Here is a 22,639-nt window from a genome sequence, read left to right on the forward strand (position 1 = left end):
GCGTCCCCATCTCTCGTTCAGCTGCCATAGCGCAGCTTGATGCTGTGGTAGCGGTCCTGCAACTGCCGGACCCGCTGCTGCCGGCTCACCAGAGCGGTGTCGGCCGGCAGCGCGTCGCGCACCTCGGCCCGGTTGACCACCCGGGTTCGGAAGCGTGCGGGATGCCGGCTCATCAGGTTTCGGTAGGTGAGATTGCCGCGGGCGAAACCCTGCGTGTCCAACCAGTTGTGCACCCCCGGATCGTCGTGGGCGAGCACCAGCCGCACCACGCCGTCGCTGTCCACCGCGGTGCGCGCCGGGGTGTAGCTGACGGGTCGATACAGGAAGTCCATACTGCCGACGAAGACGCCGCTCATCCCGAAGATCCAGAAGCCGTCGTGGTTGTCCATCTCGACGATCAGCGACTCGTCCGGGGCCAGCTCCCACACCAGGTGCGCCGCCATCCGCCCCCGTTTGGTGTCATCCGCAGAGTCGGCCGACTTTTCGGGCGGGAAGGCGTTGAGGTGGGCCGGATCGCACACCCCCCCGGAGTACCGCCACGAATGCTCGGGCCAATCGCGCATGGCCCCGGTGAGAAAGTCGCCGGCCCATTCCATCGCCTCGATCAGCCGCTCCGGACCCGGCACCGGCCGCGGACTGTCCATCCCCAGCCTTTCGATGGACAGTGTCGTCGGCGTCTCGAACCAGGCATCGAAGGCCTCCCGGATCAACAGTTTGCGGGTGTCCGGTGTGGTCGGCAGCCAATTGGTGTCGCGCTCCGGCCCGCCGAGGATCAACTCGAAGTTGCCCTCGGTGTCGGTCCGGATCTGGTGACCGAAGATGTTGCATTCCGGGATGTCTCCGAACGGTTCGTGCAGGCTGGGCCAGTCGGTGCCGGGAATCCGGTCGGGCCGCGCACCCTGGACGGTGACGTTGAGCCAGCGGGCGCTGCCGCGCCGCCCGGCGATCCGGTAGGTGTGATCCCCGTCGATCCACGCTTGCCGGTAGGTGAAATCGGCGACATCACCGCCCAATTTTCGGTTCGGGGTGCAGAACGGATGCAGCTGCGGGTAGGCGGGATCCTTGGTCTCCAGTGCGAGATCGAACGCCTGGCCCAGGTTTTGGGTGAGGAACCGGAAGGCGTCGGCCCGCATGACCGGCGCCGCCGGGTTGGCGTCCTTGAACACCCGCGCGCCGGCCGCCTTGAGCTGATCGCAGAAGCTGTCCCAGGCATCGCGCAGATCAGCGTCGACGGGTCCGTCACCGTAGGCCATGACTCAGGCTCCCAGTCCGGTCAAGATCTCCGAGACTCGCCGCGCTGCGCGCTCGGTCGCGGCGCGCGCACCCTCGGCCTCGATGCGCGGCCCCACCAACTCGATGTCGAAGACGCCCCCGTAGCCGGCGTCGAGAACGTCGCCGATGATGCGTTGCAGCGGTATCGCGCCGTCGCCGGGGACCGCCCGGCACGGCGCCGTGCGGTCGCCCAACACGTAGTCGCTGACTTGCACCAGCCCGGTGTTCGGCAGCGCGCGGCGCAGCAGCCTGCCGAGGTCGGCCTCCGCCCAGCAGGCGTGCAGTTCGATGCACATGCCGATGCCGGCGATGTCGGCCAGGGCGATCAGATCGGCCAGGGTGTGGGCGATGTGGATGTCGGCGTTGAACGGCGAGGCGTTCTCGACCAGCAGCGTCACCCCCGCGGCAGCGGCGGCCGCGCGCCCCGCATCGATGAGGCTGGTGAACTTCTGGGCCGCCTCCTCCCACGTGAGTGAGCCCCGGCCGCCGGTGAGGACGTAGAGCCAGCGCGCACCCAGTGCCGCCGCACATGCGATGGCGCGCAACAGGTTTGCCGCTGCTTCCCCGGTGTCGCGTTCCAGGTCGGGGAACGTGGCGAACGGATGGTTCACGGCGTCCACCCGGGGGCCGCCGGTGGCCAGCCGGCTGCGGGTTTGCGCAACGGTGCCGGGTTGCAGCAGCGCCGCGGTGACCAGCGTGCAGTTCTGCACACCGATGCGGGCGCAGTGGTCGAGGAACGCCGGGGTGCCCTCCTCGAGGAACGCGACCTGGTGCAGACCCACCCGCGGGTGCACGCTAAACCCGGCTCTCGATCTCGACGCCGAAACGCTCACGAAACGGTCGGAACTCCTCGTGCAGCGCGTCCAGATCTTCGCCGATGTCGGTCAGCACTGTCGTCGAATAGCGGAACTTGCCGTGCCGGTCGCCCTGGTTGGCGCTCAGGTAGCCGCGCATTGCGTCTTCGGCCGCCCCCGACAGTTCCCGGCCGGCGAACTCGTAGCAGCCTCGAACGGTGCCGATCTGGTCGGCGACGAAGTCCCGGTAACGGACGTGGTGGATTCGCGGGTCGTCGACCATCGGATGCGTCATGGTGTTGGCGATGCTCGCCCGGGTCAGCTCCAGATGCTTCTTCACCTCGGCCCGCAGGTCGATCGGGCCGACGATGCCCTCGGAGATGTCGGCCATCATCATCGTGCGCGAGGCGGCCACTTGGACCGGATCCCGATGCAGCCACACCAGTTTCGCGTCGGGATAGGTCTCGAAGAGCTCTTGGAGCCGGAATCCGTGGAACCCCTTCAGCGCCCAGTACCGCCGCGGTCGGCCGTACTGGAACTGCTGCAGCATCGCGCGGTGTATCCGGTACTGCGCGGCCGCGTCCGTCGGCAGGCCCTGCACCAGCGATTGCATCGGTACCCGCCACCACGCGGTCGGGGTGAGCACCCGGAAGTCAAAGGCCCAGGTGCGCTCATCCTCCGGCAGGCCGTCGCCGAGCATGTCGTTGTAGGGATGCGAATGCAGCCATTTGGGTAGTTTCGCGTTGATCTCCCGCCAGTCGTCGTCTGCGCGCGCGCGACGCGGATCGTCGGGGCCGGCCAGTCCCGGCGGCGGCGATGGATACATGACCTCCCAGAACCTGAGCGCGCGGGCGGCGGGATCCACCGACATCAGCGCGTGCATCAACGTTGTGCCCGTGCGCGGTTCACCGGTCACGAACAACGGTCGTTCGATCACTTCCTCGGCGATCGGGTAGCGGCTTCGATCCGCGAAGAACTCCAACCGCGACGTCAGCAACCAGTGACAGACCTCGGCGGCCTGCCGTTTGGCGTCGGCGTCCGCCAGCACGCTGTTGAGATGGTCGACGGCGCGGCCGAAGCGCTCCGCAAGCGTGGGGTCGCCCCAGTCGGCGGCGCCGACTTGCCGTTGTGCCCTGGCGAGCATCCGCTGCGCGTCCAAGTGAGTTTCGTTCACGTGCACAGCGCCGGATCCCCCACCAACTCGAGCAGTTCGTCCTCGGTTTCCCGCACCTTGGCCGCCGAGCGCGCACCGAACTCGAGGCCGGCCATGCCGCCGTACTCCATCAGCTTGAACACCCGCATTCCGGCCTCGCAGAATCCCTTCATCTGCTGCGCGACGTGTTTCGGTGTACCACAAGGGAAGATGTCTCGGATCGCCTGAGTATCGACCTCCGCGCAGAACCGGATGATCCGCTCCCTCGACAACGCCACCGGGTTGAAGTCCATGACGCCCCGCCAGTCCGGACCCATCGGGTGGTCGTAGCCGAACTGACGCAGATCGGCGGCGGTGAGCAGCAGGATGATCGACTTGACCAGGGGCGCCTGGAGCATGCCGGCGATCTCGTCGTCGTCGCCGATGAGGCAGATTTGCGTGATCGCCGGGACGATCGCCATCGGATCGCGCCCGGCGCGTTCGGCGGCGGTGCGGACCACCGTCAGCTTCGCGGCGTAGTCCTCCGGGGTGTACGCGCCGTTGGGCCACCAGCCGTCGGCGTGCCGACCGGTGATGTCCAACATGCGGGGACCTTTCGCGCCGATCCAGATCGGCGGACACTCACCGTCGTGGAGCTCGGTATCCAGGCGCGCGTGCTCCAGCCGGTAGAACTCGCCCTCGAAGTCCACCGGTCCGTCGCTGCGCCACAGCAGTTTGATGACCGTGATCGCCTCCTCGAACCGACTGACCGGCTTGGCGAAGTCGAAGCCATAGGGGACGGTGTTCTCCAGTTCGCCGGAGCCGAGCCCCAGGATGAACCGCCCTCCGGAGAGGTGATCGATGGTCACCGCCGTCTGCGCCAGCATCGCCGGATGCCGGCGCACGGTATCGACCACCGTGGTGACCACCGGAGTCTGCGTCGTCAGCACCGCCGCCGCCGCGGCCACGGCCATCCCGTCCAGATGTCGGTGCGGCGACGGCGACAGTGTCGCGAGGTCCGTGAATTCGGGAGTCCAGATCGAATCGGGCCAGAAGCTCACCATGTGGTCGGGCAGCCAGATCGAGTGGTACCGCCCCGAGTCGTAGTCCCGCAACGACTCGATGCCCAGCGGCAGGGTGGTCCGGAGGAACGCGGCCGGCTGCACCCGCACGAGCATGCCCTCCCGTATCTACCGGGCGCCGGTCCGCACCCGCGGCCCCACCGTCCCGACCACCGTAAAATATACGGCCATGGTACATATAACTGCGGTGCGTGTCAGTGGCTTCACGCGACTTCCAGCACCGCCACACACGCCCGCGCGATCGCGAGTTCCTCGTCGGTGGGGATCACCAGCACCGTGGTGGGCGAGTTCTCCGCCGAGATCACCCGCGCGCCGCGCGCCGGACTCTCGTTGAGGTGCTCGTCGATCTCCACCCCCAGCGGCGCCAGCCCGGTCAGGGCGTCGCGGCGGACCTTCGCGTCGTTCTCCCCCACGCCGGCGGTGAACGTGATGACGTGGGTGTCGCCCAGCACCGCCAGGTAGGCACCGATGTACTTGCGCAGCCGGTGGATATAGACGTCGTAGGCCAGCCGGGCGTGGGCGGCCTCGGGTTCGCTGCCCGCGGCGATGATGCGGTGTAGTTCCCGAAAGTCGTTGTCCCCGCCCATTCCCAACACCCCGGAGCGGCGGTTGAGCATGGTCTCGATGTCCTCGACCGCCATGTCCGCGGTGCGCGCCAGGTAGAAGATGATGCCCGGGTCCAGATCGCCGCTGCGGGTGCCCATCACCAGACCCTCCATCGGGGTCAGCCCCATCGAGGTGTCCACCGGCCGGCCACCGGCGATCGCCGAGGCCGAGGCGCCGTTACCGAGGTGCAGCACAATCTGATTCAGCTTGTCCAGCGGCATGTCTAGGAACTCGGCGGCCTGTTCGCTGACGTACTGATGTGAGGTGCCGTGGAAGCCGTACCGCCGGATCCGCCACTTCTCGGCGACCGCACGGTCGATCGCATAGCTGGCCGACGCCGCCGGCAGATCGTGGAAGAACGCGGTGTCGAACACCGCCACGTGCGGCAGGTCCGGCAGCATCTTGCGGGCCACCTCGACGCCGAGCACCGCCGGCGGATTGTGCAGCGGGGCCAGCGGTGCCAGCTCACGGGCCTTGGCCACCACCGCATCGTCGATCAGCGTCGGCTCGTAGAGTTCGCGACCGCCGTGCACCAGGCGGTGCCCGACCGCCACCAGCCCGACGGTCTCGAGGTTTCCGCCGGCCTCGTCGAACATGTCGAAGATCAGCCGCAGCGCGGCGTCGTGGTCGGCCACCGGGGTGTCCCGTTCGACCTCGCGGCAGCCGAACTCCAGCCTGGCCCGCGACTGTTGTTCTCCGATCCGCTCGACGATGCCAGCGGCCATCTCGATACCGCTATCCGGTTGTACCAGGCTGAATTTCACCGATGACGATCCGGAGTTGACCACCAAGACCGTCCGGTTCGACGAGCGGTGTTGGTCCGCGAGTTTCATCTACTTCTTCCCCTGGGCCTGGATCGCGGTGATGGCGACGGTGTTGACGATGTCTTCGACCAGCGCGCCGCGGGACAGGTCGTTCACGGGCTTGTTCAGACCCTGCAGCACCGGGCCGATCGCGATGGCACCCGCGCTGCGCTGCACGGCCTTGTAGGTGTTGTTGCCGGTGTTGAGGTCCGGGAAGATCAGCACGGTGGCGTGGCCGGCGACCGCGGAGTCGGGCATCTTGGTGGCCGCCACCGACGGCTCGACCGCCGCGTCGTACTGGATCGGGCCCTCCACCAACAGCTCCGGCGCCCGCTGCCGCACCAATTCGGTGGCGGCCCGCACTTTCTCGACCTCGGCACCGGAGCCGGAGCTGCCGGTCGAATACGACAGCATCGCCACCCGCGGTTCGATGTCGAACTGCGCGGCCGTGCGCGCCGAGCTGATCGCGATGTCGGCGAGTTGCTCGGCGGTGGGGTCCGGCACGATCGCGCAGTCGCCGTAGGCGAGCACGCGGTCGGACAGGCACATCAGGAAGATGCTGGACACCGTCGAAATCCCGGGCGCGGTCCGCACGATTTCCAGGGCCGGGCGCACGGTGTGGGCGGTGGTGTGCGCCGCGCCGGAGACCATGCCGTCGACCAGGTTGTTGTGCACCAGCATGGTGCCGAAGTACGACACGTCGTGGATGATCTCGCGGGCCTGCTCGACCGTGACACCCTTGTGCTTGCGCAACTCGGCATACTGTTCGGCGAACTGGTCGCACAGTTCGCTGGATCGCGGGTTGAGCACCGTGGCCGCGGTCAGGTCGACGCCGAGTTCGGCTGCCCGCAACCGGATCTGGGCGTCGTCGCCGAGGATCGTCAGGTCGGCCACGCCGCGGCGCAACAGGTGACCGGCGGCCTGCAGAATGCGGTCCTCGTCCCCCTCTGGCAGCACGATGCGCTTGGGGTCCGCACGCGCGCGTTCGACCAACCCGTACTCGAACATCTGCGGCGTGGTGACATCCGGGATCGGCAGCGCCAGGTGGGTCAACATGTCCTCGACGTCGACGTGGCGGGCCATCAACTCGATCGCGGTGTCGATCTTGCGCTGCGAGGTCACCGTGACCCGGCCGCGGGTCGCGGCCACCGCGCTGGCGGTGTCGAAGGTGCCCAGGCCGGTGGCGATGATGGGCAGCCGCGAACCGAGCCCGTCGACCAGCGCGGCGATCGCGGGGTGCAGTTCGAGTCCGCCGTTGAGGATCATGGTCGACAGCGACGGAAACCCTTCGGCCGCATTGGCACTCATCAACGCGAGCACCACGTCGGAGCGATCTCCGGGGGTGATCACGGCCATATCGTCCCTGAGCCGTTCCAGGACGTGATCGGCGGTCATCCCGGCCACCATGACGTCGAGCACCTCGCGGCCGAGCAGGGCCTCGTCGCCCTTGATCAGCGTGCCGCCCACCGCATCGCGCAACTCCGCGACCGACGGCGCGAACAGCAGCGGCTCCTCGGGCAGCACGAAGGTCTTCGGCTCGAAGTCGGCCAGCTCCGCGGCCACCTCCGCCATCTGGTCGGGGTCGCAGCGGTTGGCGACCACCGCCGCGGTGTGCGCGTACTGGCCGGCGATCTCGGCCAGGCAGACGTTGACCGCCTGGGCGACCTCCTGCGGGCTGCGGCCCTTGGCGCGCACCGCCAGCACCACCGGGGCCCCCAGGTTGGCCGCGATGCGGGCGTTCATCTCCAGCTCGCTCGGGGTTGCGACGTCGGTGTAGTCGCTGCCGATGATCACCACCGCGTCGCAGTGCTGGGCAACGGCGTGGAACCGGTCCACGATCACCCCGATGGCGGCGTCGGGATCGTCGTGCACCTGCCGGTAGGTCACCCCCACGCAGTCCTCGTAGCTCAGGCCCGCGGTGGTCCGCGCCAGCAGCAGCTCGAGGATGTAGTCGCGGGCCTCGCCCTCCCGGACGATCGGCCGGAACACCCCGACCCGCGGGACCGTCACGGCCAGCCGATGCAGAATGCCCAGCGCAATCGTCGATTTCCCGGTGTCACCCTCGGGGGAGGCGATGTAGACGCCCGAGGTGCGGCCGTTGTCGCCGATGCCCACGCGGCTAACCCAGTTTGCGCAGTCGCGGCGCGAGATCGCGCTCGAACAACTCCAGGAAGCGCCGCTGATCGTGGCCCGGGGCGTGGAACACGAGATGATTCAGGCCCCAATTGACGTACTCGGCGACCTTCTCGACCGCCTCGTCGGGATCCGAAGCCACGATCCAGCGCTTGGCAACCTGCTCGATGGGCAGCTCGTCGGCGGCCTTCTCCATCTCGATCGGGTCGTCGATCGAATGCTTCTGCTCGGCGGTCAGCGACAGCGGCGCCCAGAACCGGGTGTTCTCCAGCGCCAACTCGGGATCGGTGTCGTAGGAGATCTTGATTTCGATCATGTGGTCGATCTGCGCAGGGTTGCGTTCGGCGGCCGCGGCCCCCTCGGCGACGGCGGGGATCAGCTTGTCTTTGTAGAGCTCGGCGCCCTTGCCGGAGGTGCAGATGAAGCCGTCGCCGGCGCGGCCCGCGTACTTGGCCACCACCGGACCGCCGGCAGCGATGTAGATCGGCACCCCGCCCTCGGGGACGTCGTAGATCGAGGCGCCCTTGAGCCGGTAGTACTCGCCGTCGAAGTCGACGCGGTCGCCGAGCCACAGCTCGCGCATCAATCGCACCGACTCACGCAGCCGCGCGAACCGCTCCTTGAACTCCGGCCACTCCCCGGCGTAGCCGGTGGCGATCTCGTTGAGCGCCTCGCCGGTGCCGACGCCCAGGAACACCCGGTCGGGGTAGAGGCAGGCCATCGTGGCGAACGCCTGGGCGATCACTGCAGGGTTGTAGCGGAAGGTCGGGGTCAGCACCGAGGTACCCAGTTGCAGCCGCTCGGTGCGCTCCCCGACCGCGGTCAGCCACGCCAGCGAGAACGGCGCGTGCCCGCCCTCGTGTCGCCAGGGCTGGAAGTGGTCGCTGACGGTGGCGCTGTCCATCCCGTGCGCCTCGGCCAGCACCGCCAATTCCACGAGTTCACGCGGCGCGAACTGCTCCGCCGATGCCTTATAGCCCAGTTTCAGTTCCCGCTTGAGTTCAGCCACGTCTACTGTTCTACCCTCCCGCTAAACTCTGGGGGATGGCACCTGCGCGGGACGGGCTGATTCAGGTCTCCGATCTTGTCCACGTGGCCCGCACCGAGTTGGTGAACTGGGCCCTGATCACGGGCGCCGACGGCGTCGTCATGATCGATGCGGGCTTTCCCGGCCAGCGCGGCGAGGTGCTCCGATCGCTGCGCGAGCTGGGCTTTCGCGCCGCCGACGTGACCGCCATCCTGTTGACCCACGCCCACGTCGACCATTTCGGCACCGCGATCTGGTTCGCCGCCGAGCACCGCACCCCGGTGTACTGCCACGCCGCCGAGGTGGGCCACGCCAAACGGGAGTATCTCGAACAGGTGTCGCCGGTGGCCCTGGCCCGGCACGCCTGGCAACCGCGCTGGGTGAAGTGGTCGTGGGACATCATCGGCAAGGGCGCGTTGATCCGCGCGGGCATTCCCTCGGCGCGCGTGTTCACCGAGGAGGTGGCCGCGACGCTGCCGGGGCAGCCGATCGCGATCCCGACGCCCGGACACACCAGCGGGCACTGCTCGTATCTGGTCGACGACGTGCTGATCTCCGGCGACGCGCTGGTGACGGGGCATCCCACCACGGGCCGGGGCGGACCCCAGTTGCTGCATTCGGTGTTCAACCACGACGACGCGGGCTGCCGCCGCAGCCTGGCCGCGCTGGCGTTGCTGGAGACCGAGGTGCTGGTCCCCGGGCACGGCGACATTTGGCGTGGACCCATTCAGGAACTGGCCCGACAGGCCCGAAGTTGACACGTGTAAAGTTCGGCGGCATGGACAACATCCGGGGCAAGACCATCGTCATCACCGGGGCCGCCCGCGGGATCGGCTACGCCACCGCCAAGGCGCTGCTGGCCCGCGGCGCCCGGGTCGTCATCGGCGACCGGGACGTCGCGGTGCTCGATCACGCAGTCACCGAACTGCTGCGGCACGGACAAGTCACCGGCTATCCGGTGGACGTCACCGATGCCGAGTCGTTCGCGGTGTTCCTGGACAAGGCCCGCGCCGACGGCACCGGGCAGATCGATGTGCTGATCAACAACGCCGGCGTGATGCCGGTCGGGCCGTTCCTCGAGCAGACCGAGCAGGCCATCCGCACCTCCATCGAGGTCAACTTCTACGGCGTGCTGACCGGCTGCCGGCTGGTGCTGCCGGAAATGGTCAAGCGCCGCGGCGGGCACATCGTCAACATCGCGTCGCTGGCGGGGATGATCGCCGTGCCCGGCCAGGTCGTCTACGCGGGCACCAAGTTCGCGGTGGTGGGGCTGTCCACCGCGATGGCCGACGAGTTCGCGCCGCAGGGTGTCCACGTCAGCTGCGTGCTGCCCACCTTCACCAACACCGAGTTGATCTCGGGCACCAAGGCCACCGGCGCCCAGAAGCCGGTGCAGCCCGAGGACATCGCGGCCGGCGTGGTCAAGGTGCTCGACAAGCCGTCGATCACCCACCTGTCGGTGCCGGGGCCGCTGCGCGCGGTCAGCGCCCTCACCCAGCTGCTCGGCCCCCGGGCGCGGCGGTGGCTGGCCCACAAGCTGGGCAACGACACCGTGTTCCTCAACTACGACACCGGTGCGCGGTCGAGCTATGAGCAGCGCGCCCAGAGCGCGATCGGCGTCGCCGAAAAAACCGAGGACAAGCGCCCCGGGCAGCCCTAGGGGCCCGGCCCGGCCCGCATGATCGCCGCGAGGTCGCTGCGCGAGCTGGCGCCCACCCGCTGACAGGCGCGGTACAGGTGGCCCTCCACGGTGCGCACCGAGGTGACCAGCCGGTCGGCGATCTCCTTGTTCGACAGGCCCGCGGCCACCAGTTCGGCCACCTCGCGCTGCCGGCCCGTCAACGGGGTCGGCGAGACCGGGCTGCGGGTGGCGGGAGTGCACAGCCCGCCGCAGTCCTGGGCCAGCTGCGCGGCCACGGCGGCCGCATACAGCCCGCGGCTGCGCAACTGCGCCCCGGTGAAGGCCACCGCGGCCTGCGCCGCCGCGTCGGCGGCGGCGGCGCGGTCGCCGATCCGCTGGTAGGCGCTCGCGACCGCCAGCAGCGCCTCGCCGTTCTCCGCGAGCAGGCCGGCGGCGTGCGCGGCCACCGCGTCGGCCAGCGGAAGGCGCAGCGCGGCGGCCAATTCGGCGGTGCGGGTGGCGATCTCGGCAAGGTCGCGCTGGGCACCCCACTGCACGGCCGCCTGCAGACAGGCCAGTTCGTGGGTCGGCTGAGCCCGCTCCCGCGCGACCGTCGCCTCCGCAAGCACCGTGCCCACCGCCTCGGTCAGCGAGCCCGCGGCGGCCTGCACCCACCCCGTCGCCACGGCCAACGCGGTCTGCATGAACAGGAATTCGGGACGCACGCTGCGGCGTAGCTCGTCGAGCAGCTCCGCGGCCGCGTCGGCCTCCCCCAGCTTGGCGTGCGCCTCGGCCAGCCCGAAGACGCAGGCGGCGCGCAAACCCGTGGTGACACCGTGGTTTTCCACCCCGGCCAGCGCCTCGTGCAGTTTCTTGGTCGCGGCTCCGACATCCCCGCACATCAACTCGCTGACGCCGACCATGAACACCAGGTTGGCGTAGGCCAGGCTGGGCACGTCCTGCGCCAGCTCCGACAACAGCGCGGCGGCACGCTTGCATTCGTCGAGCCGCCCGGTCAATCGACAGGCGCGGGCGTAGACCCCGGCGAACCAGAACCGCATGTGCGAAGCCTCATACGAGCCGGTGGCCCGGTCCAGCGCCGCGCGCGCGACCGGCCCGATGTCCTCGGCGTGGCCCAGCGCCCCGGCGGCCATGATCAACGCCACTGCGGCCAGCATCGCGTTGAGATCCGTCAACTCCGGGGCAGCCAGCGCATAGCGGGCCTTGCGTTCGGCCTCGGCACAGCGCGCGAAGACCGCGTCCACGCAGGCCTCGACCGAGTACCGGGTGGCCCGCTCCGCGTCGGTCTCCGGCCCGCCGGCCAACTCCGCGAGCAGCCGCTCGGCCGCCTCGGGCCGGCCCAGCATCCAGATCAGGTTCGCCGCCCGTAGCGTCGTCCACCGGTGCCGGTCTGCCCCGCGTTCGCTCAGGACCCGCAGCGCGTCCTCGGCGGCGGGACCGTCGCCGGCCAGAAAGCGGTTCACCGCGGTGATTTCGGCCGCCTCGGTCGACCCCGCCGCGGCGGCGGCCGCGGCGAACCGCTGAGCGAGATCGAGGTCGAGCAGCGCCATGGTGTGCCGGGCCGCCTCGGCGTAGAGCCCGGGGTCCGGCGGCAGGTCGGATTCCAGCCGCAGCAACGCGCGCCGGACGCTGCCCTGCGGATCGCCCTCGGTGGGCCCGGTCATCCGCTGCACCAGCGCGCCACGGATTTTCGACAGGTACATCTCGCCGGCGGCGGCCCGCCGCAACTCACCGAACAGCGGATGCACCAGCCGGGCGCTGAGCGTGCCCGCGGTCCGTTCGACGGTGATCAGGTGCGCCCGTTCGGCGGCTTCCACCGCCGCGTGCCCCACCAAGTCGGTCAGGATGTCCACCGCCAGCGGCTCGCATTGCGACAGCGCGTCGACCACCGTGCCCAATTCCGGTGCGAGCCGGTCCAGTTGGTTTCCCACCAGGTCGCTCATGTTCTGCGACACCGCGACGTCGCCGTCCCAGATCCAGACGCCCTTGACCTTGCGCACCCGGCCGGCGGCGACCTGATCCTTCAACAGCTGCCGCAGGAACAGGGCGTTGCCGCCGGTGAGGCGCCAAAACCGTTGCGCACTATGGGCATCGACCGGGCCCTCGAGCGTCGCCTCGACCATCGCCCGGGTGCCCGCGGGACACAACGGCTCGAGGTCCAGCCGGGCCAGCAGGCCGTCCTTCCACAGCGCGCGGACCGCGTCCGGTTCCCCGGCCCCGGTGCGGACCGTGACCACCAACCGCGCCTGCCGGCTCTGCGCGATCTGATGCACGACGTGCGCGGAGAAGCCGTCCAGCAGGTGGGCGTCGTCGACGCCGAGCAGGATCGGCCCGGGCCGCTGTCGGGCCACCAACGCACTGATGACCTGCCGCACACCGGGATTGGGATCGCTGATGTGCTCGCCGAGGGTCGCGGTGAACACGCCCAGCGGGATCGGCCGGGCCGATGCGGTGCCGACGATCCAAGTGGTCTGGGTGCCCGCGGCGGCGGCCTGGGACAGCAACTCACGGGCGAGCCTGGTCTTGCCCACCCCCGCTGGACCGGCTACCACGACCCCCGTGAAATTACCGACCCCGTTCAGCGCGCGGCGCAGGGTCGCAAGTTCACGTTCCCGCCCCGTCAGCGCGTCAACGCTGATCACGGGGGAGACTATAACGCGATCAGGCCAGCGCTTGGTCCAGATCCGCGATCAGGTCCGCAATGTCCTCCAGGCCCACCGAGAGTCGGACCACCCCGTCCCCCAACCCGATCGTGGCGCGACCCTCCGGGCCCATCGCCCGGTGCGTGGTGGTCGCCGGATGGGTGATCAGCGATTTGGCGTCGCCGAGGTTGTTGGAAATGTCGATGACCCGCAGCTTGTCGAGCACCTCGAACGCCCGGCGCTTCCCCCCGTCGCCCGGCGCCTCGAGTTCGAAGGTGATCACGGTGCCGCCGCCGCTCATCTGGCGCTTGGCCAGATCGTATTGCGGATGCGAGGGCAGAAACGGATAGCGCACCCAGCGCACCGCCGGGTGCTGCTCGAGGAACTCGGCGATGCGTTGCGCGGCGGCGTTGCTGTGGTTGACCCGAACAGCAAGGGTCTCAAGGCCTTTGAGCAGTATCCAGGCGTTGAACGAACTGATCGAGGGGCCGGTGTGACGCATCAGCGTCTGCACGGGACCGTCGATGTAGTCCTGATCGCCGAGGATCGCCCCGCCGAGCACCCGGCCCTGACCGTCGATGTGTTTGGTGCCGGAGTACACCACGACGTCGGCACCCAACGGCATGCCGCGCTGCAGCAGCGGGGTGGCAAAGACGTTGTCCAGCACCACCTTTGCGCCCGCGGCGTGGGCCATCTCGCTGACCGCGGCGATGTCGACCAGGGACTGCATGGGGTTCGACGGGGTCTCGAAGAAGACCGCCTGCGTGGGCTTGCTCAACGCGGCTTCCCACTGGTCGAGGTCGTCGCCGTCGACGAACTCGGTCTGCACGCCCCAGCGCGGCAGGATCTCGTTGCACACCACGAAGCAGGACCCGAACAGGCTGCGCGCGGCCACCAGTCGGTCACCGGCGCCCAGCAACGCGCCCAGGGCGGTGAACACCGCGGCCATGCCCGTCGCGGTGGCGAACACCGCCGGCGCATCCTCGATCAGCCGCAACCGCTCCTCGAACATCGCGATGGTCGGATTGCCGTAGCGCGAATACACAAAGCGGTCCACCTCGCCGGTGAACGCGCGTTCGGCGTCGGCCGCGCTGGCGTAGGTGTAGCCGGAGTTGAGGTACATCGCCTCGGCGGTCTCCTCGAACTGGGATCGCAACACCCCGCCGCGCACGCCGATGGTGGCCTGGCCCAGGCCCGCGGGCAGCGGCTTCGGGATCCGCACCGACGGCACCTCCGGCGGGGTCACGACTGCACCCACGGCAGGCCGAGGGCCTTCCACCCGGCCCCGCCGCGGTGGCGCTGCGCATCGAGGTGCCCCTCGAACCCGTCGAGCACGTTGTAGGACGGCGCGATACCCGCCGCCGTGGCCGCCTCGGCCGCGCCGATCGACCGGTTGCCCGAACGACACAGGAAGATCACCGGACGGTCCCCGGCCGTCACTCCCGCGGCCTGCAACTCGGCCACGAAGTCGGCGTTGTGCGCGCCGTCGGTGCGGTTCCACTCCACGAACACCACCTCGCGGCCCAGGCTCGACACGTCGGGGACGCCCACGAACCTCCACTCGGCATCGGTCCGGCAGTCGACCAGGGTGGCCTCGGGATTCTCATTGAGCATCGACCAGGCCTGCTCGGGCGTGATGTCTCCGGCGTAACTCACCGGAGCAAGTTTTCCACACGTCAGGAAACCGGCGAACACACCCGCCAGGACCCGTCCTCGAGCACGAACGACGTGTCCGTCTCGATCATGGTGTCCTTGTCGTTGTCGTAGTAGTAGACGACGTTCGCGGTGGCCCGATCGCCGTCGACGTCGACCGCCAGCACGTTGCCCACGTAGCGGGCGCCGTGGGCGGCCACCGACTCGCGCTGGTTGGCCAGCACGGCCGCCTCGGTGCCGGCCTCCTGCGCGCAGGTGTAGGTGCGGAAATCCTCGTAGTCGAGGCGCTGCAGCGCATCGTTCTGACCGATCGCGGCCCGCACGATGCTCTCGTGCAGGGCGTCTTCGTCGCTGTTGGACCAGGTCATCACGCCGATGCCGATGACGACGAGCACGATGACGGCCAGCGCGGCCAAGAACGGCGTGACGCTGGCGCCGTCGGAGTCGGGTCTCGGATCGATCACTGCGGGCTCCCTCGTAGTGCGTGCGACGCCTTGCGGGCCCGGTCACGCGCGGTGGCAACGGCCGGTGCCGTCGCCACCACCACCTCGAATCTGCTGCGGCCCGCTCCGGGGGCTCCGGGCGGCGCCGGGAACAACAGTACGTCGGACTCCGGGACGTCCAAGGCCGCGGCCAACTCGGCGCGGGACCCGGGCCGGTAACTGACCTCGACCGCGCCCGGGGAAATCATGATGGTGTCCACCGGCAGCCCCAACACGGCCCGGGCGTGCAACTCCAACGCCGAGAGCCGCTGGGTGCGCAGCGTCACCAGCGCACTGTCGTGCGGCAGCACGGTGACGTCGGAGAAGTACACCTCGTCGCCGCACACCAGCAGTTCCACCCCGAACAGGCCGCGCCCGCCCAGGGCGGTGACCACCCGCGCGGCGATCGAACGCGCCGAATCCAACGCCACCGCCGACATCGGCAGCGGTTGCCAGGCCTCCAGGACGCCGTCGACGTGGCGGTGCCCGATCGGTTCGCAGAACTGGGTGGGCGTGGCGTCGCCGCTGCGGACCGCCAGCAGGGTGACCTCGTCGTCGACCTCCACCAGGGACTCGACGAGCACCCGGTTGTGGGTGATGTGTCCGGCCGCCGAGACCGCGCGTCGCCACGCCGCCGCGATGTCGTCGGCGCGCAGCAGCACCGACTGTCCCTCGCCGGGCAGCGCAATCAGCGGCTTGACCACCAACGGATAACCGGCGTGGTCGGCGATCGCGCCGAGTTCGTCGACCGAACCGGCGAACCAGAACGGTGCCGTCGGCAGGCCGAGTTCGTCGGCGGCCAGCCGGCGCAGCCCCTCCCGGTCCAGCGTCAGCCGGGCCCGGCGCGAACCCGGGACCACCTCGATGCCCGCCGCTTCGGCACCGGCCAGCGCGTCGGTGGCCACCGCGTCGGTGGCCGGGACCACGTGGTCCGGTCCGAACCGCTCGATGGCCGCGGTCAGGGCCTCGGGATCGGTGAGTTCCACGACCGCGGATTCGTCGGCGATCGCCAGCGCCGGCGCGTCCGCATGCGAGTCCACGGCGATCACCACCGCCCCGAGCCGCTGGAAACTCACCACCACCTCGCGGCCCAGCTCACCGCTGCCCAGCAGCAGGACTCGCGGCGACCACATGGTCCCCACAATAGGCGTCGCGCGCCGGTCGAAAGGTTAGGCGGTCGAACGATCTGGGTACCTTGGGCCCGTGAACTGGGATCGCCTTGCCGCCGTCGTGACCGGGCCCCGATCGTGGGTGCTGGCCCTGTTGATCGCCCTCGCCTCGGGTCTGCTGCTGGGACTGGCCGGCAGCAACGACGCGGCCTCGCAGTCGCCGATCGCGCTGCCGTCCTCGGCGGAGGCGGCCCGCGCGGCCGAGGCCGCGACGGGCTTCCCGGGCGGGGACCGCGCACCGGCGATCCTGGTGGTGACCCGCGGCGACGGGGCCGTGCTGGCACCCGCGGACCTCGGCGCCGCCGAGGCCGCGTATCAGCGGATGCAGCAACAGAGCGGCGCACCGGCGGGCGGACCGCCGGTCACGGTGTCCGAGGACGGTCGCGCCGCGCTGGCCGCGGTCCCGATGGATACCACGCTGTCCGGGTTCGAACTGCGCGACGCCGTGGACAGCGTCCGGGCGGGCGCCGGCGACGGCCTGCCGCCGCAGTTGCGCGCCGAGGTCACCGGCGGTCCGGCCTTCGGCGCCGACATCGCGGGCGCGTTCTCGGGGGCCAACATCACGCTGCTGGCGGTGACGGCCGCGGTGGTCGCGCTGCTGCTGATCCTCACCTACCGCTCCCCGGTGCTGTTCCTGGTACCGCTGGCGGTGATCGGATTCGCCGACCGCGCCGGCGCCACCCTGGGCGCGACGGTCACCTCATGGGCGGGCCTGATCCCCGACGGTTCCACCTCCGGCATCACCAGCGTGCTGGTGTTCGGTGCGGGCACCAACTACGCGCTGCTGCTGATCTCCCGGTACCGCGAGGAGTTGCGCTCCGCGCCCGACCACCGGCAGGCGTTGCGTACCGCGGTGCGCGCCGCGGGGCCGGCGATCCTGGCCAGCAACGCCACCGTGGTGCTGGCACTGCTGACGCTGCTGCTGGCCAGCGCCCCCAGCACCCGCAGCCTGGGCCTGCAGGCCGCCGCGGGACTCGTTGTCGCCGCGGCGTTCTCGCTGCTGCTGCTGCCGCCGCTGCTGGCGCTGTTCGGGGTGCGGCTGTTCTGGCCGTTCATCCCGTCGCGGCAGGATCGCGCGCTGACCGAAACCGGGGTGTGGCACCGCATCGCGACGGCGGTGGCCCGGCGCCCGGTCGCGGTGCTGGTGGCCTCCTTCGCCGGCCTGGCGGTGCTGGCCTGCGGCCTGTTCGGCACCCAGACCGGGCTGTCGCAGACCGAGCAGTTCCGCGTCAAGGCCGAATCGGTGACCGGCTACGAGACCCTGGCGCAGCACTTCCCCAGCGGGTTGACCGACCCGACCCGGGTGATCGCGGCCGGCGACCGCGCCCCGCAGATCGAGGCGGCCATCGCCGGCACCGACGGCGTGGTGTCGGCCACCCCCGGCGGCGACGACGGCGCGGGCCTGACCCAGTGGTCGGTGGTCACCGACGCGGCGCCGGCCAGCGACGAGGCGTTCGAAACCATTGCCGCCCTGCGCGATTCGGTGCAGGCGGTCGATCCGCAGGCGCTGGTCGGCGGGTCCGACGCGCAGGCGTTGGACGCGCGCGATGCCGCCGTGCGCGACCGGCTGGTGATCATCCCGGCGATTCTGCTGGTGGTGCTCGCGGTCCTGCTGGTGCTGCTGCGCTCGATCGTCGCCGCGCTGCTGCTGGTCACCGTGACGGTGGCGTCCTCGGTGGCCGCGCTCGGGCTGGGCGGCTGGGTCAGCATCCACCTCTTCGGCTTCCCCGCCCTGGACAACACCACCCCGCTGTTCGCGTTCCTGTTCTTGGTGGCCCTCGGCGTGGACTACACGATCTTCCTGGTGACCCGGGCTCGCGAGGAGACCCGCAGTTTCGGCACCCGCACCGGGATCGTGCGCGCGGTCTCGGCGACCGGCGCGGTGATCACCAGCGCCGGCATCGTGTTGGCCGCGGTGTTCGCCGTCCTCGGGGTGCTGCCGCTGATCGTGCTGACCCAGCTGGGCATCATCGTGGGCCTGGGCATCCTGCTGGACACCTTCCTGGTGCGCACCGTGGTGATCCCGGCGCTGTTCACGTTGCTCGGCCCGAAGGTGTGGTGGCCGAGCCGCATCGACCCGGTTTCGGACGCCGAGGACCCCGCCGCCGGCTACTCCTCGACGCGCTCGTCGCCGTGATGCAGGTCGATCACCCCGGCGCGCGACAATGCCAGCAGGCTCACCACCAGCACCCACGCCGGGAACAGCAGCGTGACCCACATGCTGGCGTCGCTCGCGATCAGCAGCACCGCCGCGGTGGCGTACGTGCCGAAGACCAACCACTTCGACATCAGCCCGGTCTTGAGCCAAATGGTGGCCAGCGAGATCATGAACACCGCCGCCATCCGTAGCGCATAGGTCTTGGCCAAGGCCAGCAACAGGGCTTGGCCGAACACCGCCACGTCGCCGCGGGCGCTGGCTTCGACGCCGACCGCGCGCCCGGCCACCAGCGCGCTGCCCACCGCGGCGGCCGCAAAGATCATCGCCAGGAACAGCAGACCACTGCCGAGCAAGACCGAGGCGAAGAAGCGATCCTCGTAGCGCCCGAGCCCATCGCGGACCACCCCGATGAACCACAGGAACGCGATGCCGGCCAGCGGCATCAGCACCGCGGCCACCTTGAGGTTCGTCCTCGCACCGTCGAGCCACGGCGAGCCCGACCCCGACTCGTCCGGTATCGACGTCCGGATCAGCACCATGGCCGCGCCGAACAGGACCGCGAACAGCACGCCGGCCAGACCGGCCGCACGCGGAGTGGACAACCGGCGCGCCCGACGGGGCAGGTTCGCGGTCATCTACCGACTCCTAGGGTTGGCCGGGCAGCAGGCGAATCATCAATCCGTGGGCCTCGGCGAGCAGATTGTCGTCGCCGTCATGCAATTCGGCGTTGACGAAGGCCTTGCGGTCCTCGGCCTCCCGGATCCAGCCGCGCGCGCGCAACTCGGTGTCGATCGGCGTGACCTTGCGGTAGTCGACATGCAGGTAGGCGGTGCGGCTGATCGGGCGGCCGGCGGCGTGGATGACCATTCCGAACAGCGAATCGAACAGCAAGGGCAACACCCCGCCGTGTACGGCGTAGTTACCGCCGACGTGGAAACGGCTGAACGTGACCCGCACCCGCACCCCGTCGGGTTCGAAGGCGTCGACGAACCACGGCGGCATCAGCAGGCTGCCGGCGCCGGGCAGAGCCGGCACCCGGCTGGCCGGGCCGACCCCCTCGGCGGACTCGAACGGCGCGAGTTGCTCGATCAGCTTCTCGACCCGGTCGGCGGCGTCGTCCCAGGTCTCCGCGGCCGGCGCGGCCGAGACCGCCAGATCCTGCAGTCGGCGCATGCCGGCCAGGAACCGGGCGAATCCGGGCCCCGGTTCGGCGGGTTCGAACACCGGGAAACCGCCGTGGCGCTCGTAGTCGGGGCTGACCCGCCGCGGGTCCGGTCCGAAGTCAGCCGACACTAGCGGGACGCCAGGACATCGCGCCGGACGATGGTCTGATCCCGGCCCGGACCCACCCCGACGCACGAAATGTGGGCTCCGGCTAGGTCTTCCAGGCGCAGCACATAGTCGCGCGCCTTGGCGGGCAGCTCGTCGAACTCGCGGGCCTCGGTGATGTCCTCCCACCAGCCGGGCAGTTCCTCGTAGATCGGCTCGGCGCGCGCGATGTCGGCCTGGGTCATCGGCATCTCATCGGTGCGCTTGCCGTCGATGGTGTAGCCGACGCAGATCGGCACGGTCTCCAGGGAGGAGAGCACGTCGAGCTTGGTCAGGAAGTAGTCGGTGATGCCGTTGACCCGGGTGGCGTAGCGGGCGATGACGGCATCGAACCAGCCGCACCGGCGGTCCCGTCCCGTCGTGACACCGACCTCGCCGCCGGTCTTGGACAGGTATTCGCCGTACTCGTCGAACAATTCGGTGGGGAACGGACCCGAGCCCACCCTGGTGGTGTAGGCCTTCAGGATCCCCAGCACCGTGGTGATCCGGGTGGGCCCGATGCCGGAGCCGACTGCGGCGCCGCCGGCCGTCGGGTTCGACGAGGTGACATACGGGTAGGTGCCGTGGTCGACGTCGAGCAGCGTGCCCTGGGAGCCCTCCAGCAGCACGGTCTCGCCGTTCTCCAGGGCGTTGCCCAGCAGCAGGCGGGTGTCGGCAATGCGGTGCTTGAAGCCCTCGGCCTGCTCGAGCAGGGCGGCCACCACCTCGTCCGCGTCCAGCGCCTTGCGGTTGTAGACCTTCACCAGGATCTGATTCTTCAGCTCCAGGGCGGCCTCGATCTTCTCGGCCAGCAGGGTCTCGTCCAGGACGTCGGCGACCCGGATCCCGATCCGCGCGATCTTGTCCTGGTAACAGGGCCCGATGCCGCGGCCGGTGGTGCCGATCTTCTTGCTGCCCGCGTAGCGCTCCACCACCTTGTCGATGGCGACGTGGTAGGGCATCAGCAGATGCGCGTCGGCCGAGATCAGCAAACCGCTGGTGTCCACGCCGCGGTTGTCCAACCCGTTCAACTCGGTGAGCAACACCCCCGGATCGACGACGACACCGTTGCCGATGACGTTGGTGACCCCGGGCGTCAGAATGCCGGACGGTATGAGGTGCAGCGCGAAATTCTCGCCGCTGGGCAGCACGACGGTGTGCCCGGCGTTGTTGCCTCCCTGATAGCGCACAACCCACTGCACCCGCCCACCGAGTAGATCGGTGGCCTTACCCTTGCCCTCGTCGCCCCACTGGGCGCCGATGAGGACGATTGCCGGCATGGCATTTCTCCTGGTTATTGTGTTCCAGCCGGTGACCCACCTTATCCGAGTGCGGGAGCAGGAGCTGCGTTGACTGTTGTGTTGCTGTTCGGCGGCCGCCGGGCACCCCGCCCACTCCGCGCCGTGCCGGGCGTTGCTGTCGGCACCGGGAGCGCGGCCACCGAGGCCATCGATGCGGCCACCGCGACCAATGGCCGGGTGGTCGTGGTGGGCTCCCCCGCCGACCTGGCCGCGGTGCTGACCCGGCTGCTCAAGACCGAGCGGCTCGACGTCGAGGTCGCCCACGTGCGCCGGTCATTCCGCGCCCGCCGCGCGCTGACCGGTGCGGCACAACGGATTCCGTTGATCCGCGACGAGACTGGCACGGTGCTGGTCGGCGCGGCGCGCTGGTTGCCGCCGCCGGAGGCCGACGGGCTGGTGGGCGAGGGCATCGTCGACGACTCGGTGTTGTTCGACGGGACCGTGACCGAGGTCCGGATCGAGCCGATACCGACCGTGCCGGGGTTGCGGGCGCGGGTCCTGATGCCCCGATCGAGCCGCACCGGCTGGCTGGTGGGGCGCGCCGCACAGCTGGGCACCACGGGCGCGTCGGTGGTCCGCGACGGCGTGCCGGTGCCCCGTCCGGTGCGTCGCTCGACGTTCTACCGGCACATCCAGGGCTGGCTGCGGGTGTCATGAGGACCCGGCGGCCGGCGGTGCGCCCCAGCCCGGTTTTCCTGCTGATCCTGGCGGTCACCGGCCTCGGCGGCGCGCTGGCCTGGGTTTCGGGCGCCGTCGGGGCGTCGAATCCGCCGCTGGCACATGCCGGGGTGTTCCTGTTCGTGATCGCGGGCTGGGTGGTCTCGCTGTGCCTGCACGAATTCGGCCACGCGTACACCGCGTGGCGGTTCGGCGACCATGACGTGGCCGGCCGTGGCTACCTCACGCTGAACCCGCTGAAGTACTCCCACCCGATGTTGTCGCTGGGGTTACCGCTGCTGTTCATCGCGTTGGGCGGCATCGGCCTGCCCGGCGGCGCGGTGTGGCTGCGTACCGGCGCGATGACCAAGGCGCAGCGCACCGTGGTGAGCCTGGCCGGACCGTTCGCCAATCTGGTGCTGGCGGTCCTGTTGCTGGGCGCCGGCCGGGTCCTCGCGACCCCCGAGCGGTCGGTGTTCTGGGCGGGCGTGGCGGTCCTGGGCCTGCTGCAGGTGATGGCGGTCGTGCTCAACCTGCTACCGGTGCCGGGCCTGGACGGCTACGGCGCGCTGGAACCGCACCTGAGCCCGGAGACCCAGCGCGCCCTGACCGGCTTCAAGCAGTGGGGTGTGCTGCTGTTGGTGCTGGTCCTGCTGGCGTCGCCGCTCAACCAGTGGTTCTTCGGTCTGGTCTACCGCCTCTACGCGCTGCTCGGCGGCGTCGGCGCGTTGGCCTCGGCGGGCTTCGACCTGGCGCTGTTCTGGTCGCTGCGCTGACG

General features: G+C 70.0%; 20 protein-coding genes. 5 read left to right on the plus strand and 15 right to left on the minus strand.

What is annotated here, in order from left to right; all coding sequences use genetic code 11:
* Positions 1-17: 17 nt before the first annotated feature.
* The 7 genes from RCP80_RS20625 to fgd form a co-directional block, all read right to left on the minus strand.
* The gene (locus tag RCP80_RS20625; protein WP_308479441.1) at positions 18-1,253 is read right to left on the minus strand and encodes a hypothetical protein; all 1,236 of its coding nucleotides are present in this window, start codon (positions 1,251-1,253) and stop codon (positions 18-20) included.
* Between the two features lie 3 nt (positions 1,254-1,256).
* Entirely contained in the window at positions 1,257-2,054 is a 798-nt protein-coding gene (locus tag RCP80_RS20630; protein WP_308479442.1) for a sugar phosphate isomerase/epimerase family protein, read from the minus strand.
* A gap of 13 nt (positions 2,055-2,067) precedes the next feature.
* On the minus strand, positions 2,068-3,210 hold the full coding sequence (locus RCP80_RS20635) for a sulfotransferase family protein (protein WP_308482959.1): 1,143 nt from the start codon (positions 3,208-3,210) through the stop codon (positions 2,068-2,070).
* A gap of 26 nt (positions 3,211-3,236) precedes the next feature.
* A complete protein-coding gene (locus RCP80_RS20640) occupies positions 3,237-4,370 on the minus strand; it encodes an LLM class flavin-dependent oxidoreductase (RefSeq protein ID WP_308482960.1) in 1,134 nt (377 codons plus the stop codon).
* A 113-nt stretch (positions 4,371-4,483) separates the two neighbouring features.
* A complete protein-coding gene (locus RCP80_RS20645) occupies positions 4,484-5,719 on the minus strand; it encodes an acetate kinase (RefSeq protein WP_308479443.1) in 1,236 nt (411 codons plus the stop codon).
* Positions 5,720-7,804, minus strand: a complete 2,085-nt coding sequence (pta, locus tag RCP80_RS20650) for a phosphate acetyltransferase (protein WP_373693387.1) — start codon at positions 7,802-7,804, stop codon at positions 5,720-5,722.
* A 4-nt stretch (positions 7,805-7,808) separates the two neighbouring features.
* Entirely contained in the window at positions 7,809-8,831 is a 1,023-nt protein-coding gene (gene fgd / locus RCP80_RS20655) for a glucose-6-phosphate dehydrogenase (coenzyme-F420) (RefSeq protein ID WP_308479444.1), read from the minus strand.
* 35 nt (positions 8,832-8,866) lie between these two features.
* On the opposite strand from fgd, the gene RCP80_RS20660 reads away from it, so the two are divergent.
* Both RCP80_RS20660 and RCP80_RS20665 read left to right on the plus strand, forming a co-directional pair.
* On the plus strand, positions 8,867-9,607 hold the full coding sequence (locus RCP80_RS20660) for an MBL fold metallo-hydrolase (protein WP_308479445.1): 741 nt from the start codon (positions 8,867-8,869) through the stop codon (positions 9,605-9,607).
* 20 nt (positions 9,608-9,627) lie between these two features.
* Complete coding sequence (locus RCP80_RS20665) at positions 9,628-10,509, plus strand: SDR family oxidoreductase (protein WP_308479446.1); 882 nt, start codon at positions 9,628-9,630, stop codon at positions 10,507-10,509.
* Here RCP80_RS20665 and RCP80_RS20670 read toward each other — a convergent pair.
* From RCP80_RS20670 to purT, 5 genes are read right to left on the minus strand one after another with little or no spacing between them, the layout of a single operon-like run.
* Positions 10,506-13,133, minus strand: coding sequence for a helix-turn-helix transcriptional regulator (locus tag RCP80_RS20670; RefSeq protein WP_308479447.1), 2,628 nt, complete (start codon positions 13,131-13,133; stop codon positions 10,506-10,508). The genes RCP80_RS20665 and RCP80_RS20670 overlap by 4 nt on opposite strands.
* Positions 13,134-13,152: 19 nt before the next feature.
* A complete protein-coding gene (locus RCP80_RS20675; protein WP_308482962.1) occupies positions 13,153-14,364 on the minus strand; it encodes an O-succinylhomoserine sulfhydrylase in 1,212 nt (403 codons plus the stop codon).
* Between the two features lie 11 nt (positions 14,365-14,375).
* Entirely contained in the window at positions 14,376-14,789 is a 414-nt protein-coding gene (locus RCP80_RS20680) for a rhodanese-like domain-containing protein (protein ID WP_308479448.1), read from the minus strand.
* A 20-nt stretch (positions 14,790-14,809) separates the two neighbouring features.
* Complete coding sequence (locus tag RCP80_RS20685) at positions 14,810-15,250, minus strand: Rv0361 family membrane protein (protein WP_308479449.1); 441 nt, start codon at positions 15,248-15,250, stop codon at positions 14,810-14,812.
* Complete coding sequence (purT, locus tag RCP80_RS20690; protein WP_308479450.1) at positions 15,247-16,401, minus strand: formate-dependent phosphoribosylglycinamide formyltransferase; 1,155 nt, start codon at positions 16,399-16,401, stop codon at positions 15,247-15,249. The genes RCP80_RS20685 and purT overlap by 4 nt, the downstream gene beginning before the upstream one ends.
* Before the next feature lie 97 nt (positions 16,402-16,498).
* Here purT and RCP80_RS20695 point away from each other — a divergent pair, with 97 nt between their 5' ends.
* Positions 16,499-18,574: an MMPL family transporter gene (locus RCP80_RS20695; RefSeq protein ID WP_308482963.1), complete on the plus strand. Its 2,076-nt coding sequence runs from the start codon at positions 16,499-16,501 to the stop codon at positions 18,572-18,574.
* Here the strand turns inward: RCP80_RS20695 and RCP80_RS20700 are convergent.
* The 3 genes from RCP80_RS20700 to RCP80_RS20710 are packed head-to-tail and all read right to left on the minus strand — an operon-like array spanning position 18,547 to position 21,183.
* On the minus strand, positions 18,547-19,230 hold the full coding sequence (locus tag RCP80_RS20700; RefSeq protein ID WP_308479451.1) for a hypothetical protein: 684 nt from the start codon (positions 19,228-19,230) through the stop codon (positions 18,547-18,549). The genes RCP80_RS20695 and RCP80_RS20700 overlap by 28 nt on opposite strands.
* Before the next feature lie 10 nt (positions 19,231-19,240).
* Positions 19,241-19,888, minus strand: a complete 648-nt coding sequence (locus RCP80_RS20705; protein ID WP_308479452.1) for a PaaI family thioesterase — start codon at positions 19,886-19,888, stop codon at positions 19,241-19,243.
* A complete protein-coding gene (locus RCP80_RS20710; protein WP_308479453.1) occupies positions 19,888-21,183 on the minus strand; it encodes an adenylosuccinate synthase in 1,296 nt (431 codons plus the stop codon). The genes RCP80_RS20705 and RCP80_RS20710 overlap by 1 nt, the downstream gene beginning before the upstream one ends.
* A gap of 69 nt (positions 21,184-21,252) precedes the next feature.
* On the opposite strand from RCP80_RS20710, the gene RCP80_RS20715 reads away from it, so the two are divergent.
* Both RCP80_RS20715 and RCP80_RS20720 read left to right on the plus strand, forming a co-directional pair.
* Positions 21,253-21,861 (plus strand): peptidase M50, encoded by a 609-nt coding sequence (locus RCP80_RS20715; RefSeq protein ID WP_308479454.1) that lies wholly within the window; start codon positions 21,253-21,255, stop codon positions 21,859-21,861.
* A complete protein-coding gene (locus tag RCP80_RS20720) occupies positions 21,858-22,637 on the plus strand; it encodes a site-2 protease family protein (RefSeq protein ID WP_308479455.1) in 780 nt (259 codons plus the stop codon). The genes RCP80_RS20715 and RCP80_RS20720 overlap by 4 nt, the downstream gene beginning before the upstream one ends.
* Positions 22,638-22,639: the final 2 nt, after the last annotated feature.

This window comes from Mycolicibacterium sp. MU0053, assembly GCF_963378095.1.
Classification (GTDB): domain Bacteria; phylum Actinomycetota; class Actinomycetes; order Mycobacteriales; family Mycobacteriaceae; genus Mycobacterium; species Mycobacterium burgundiense.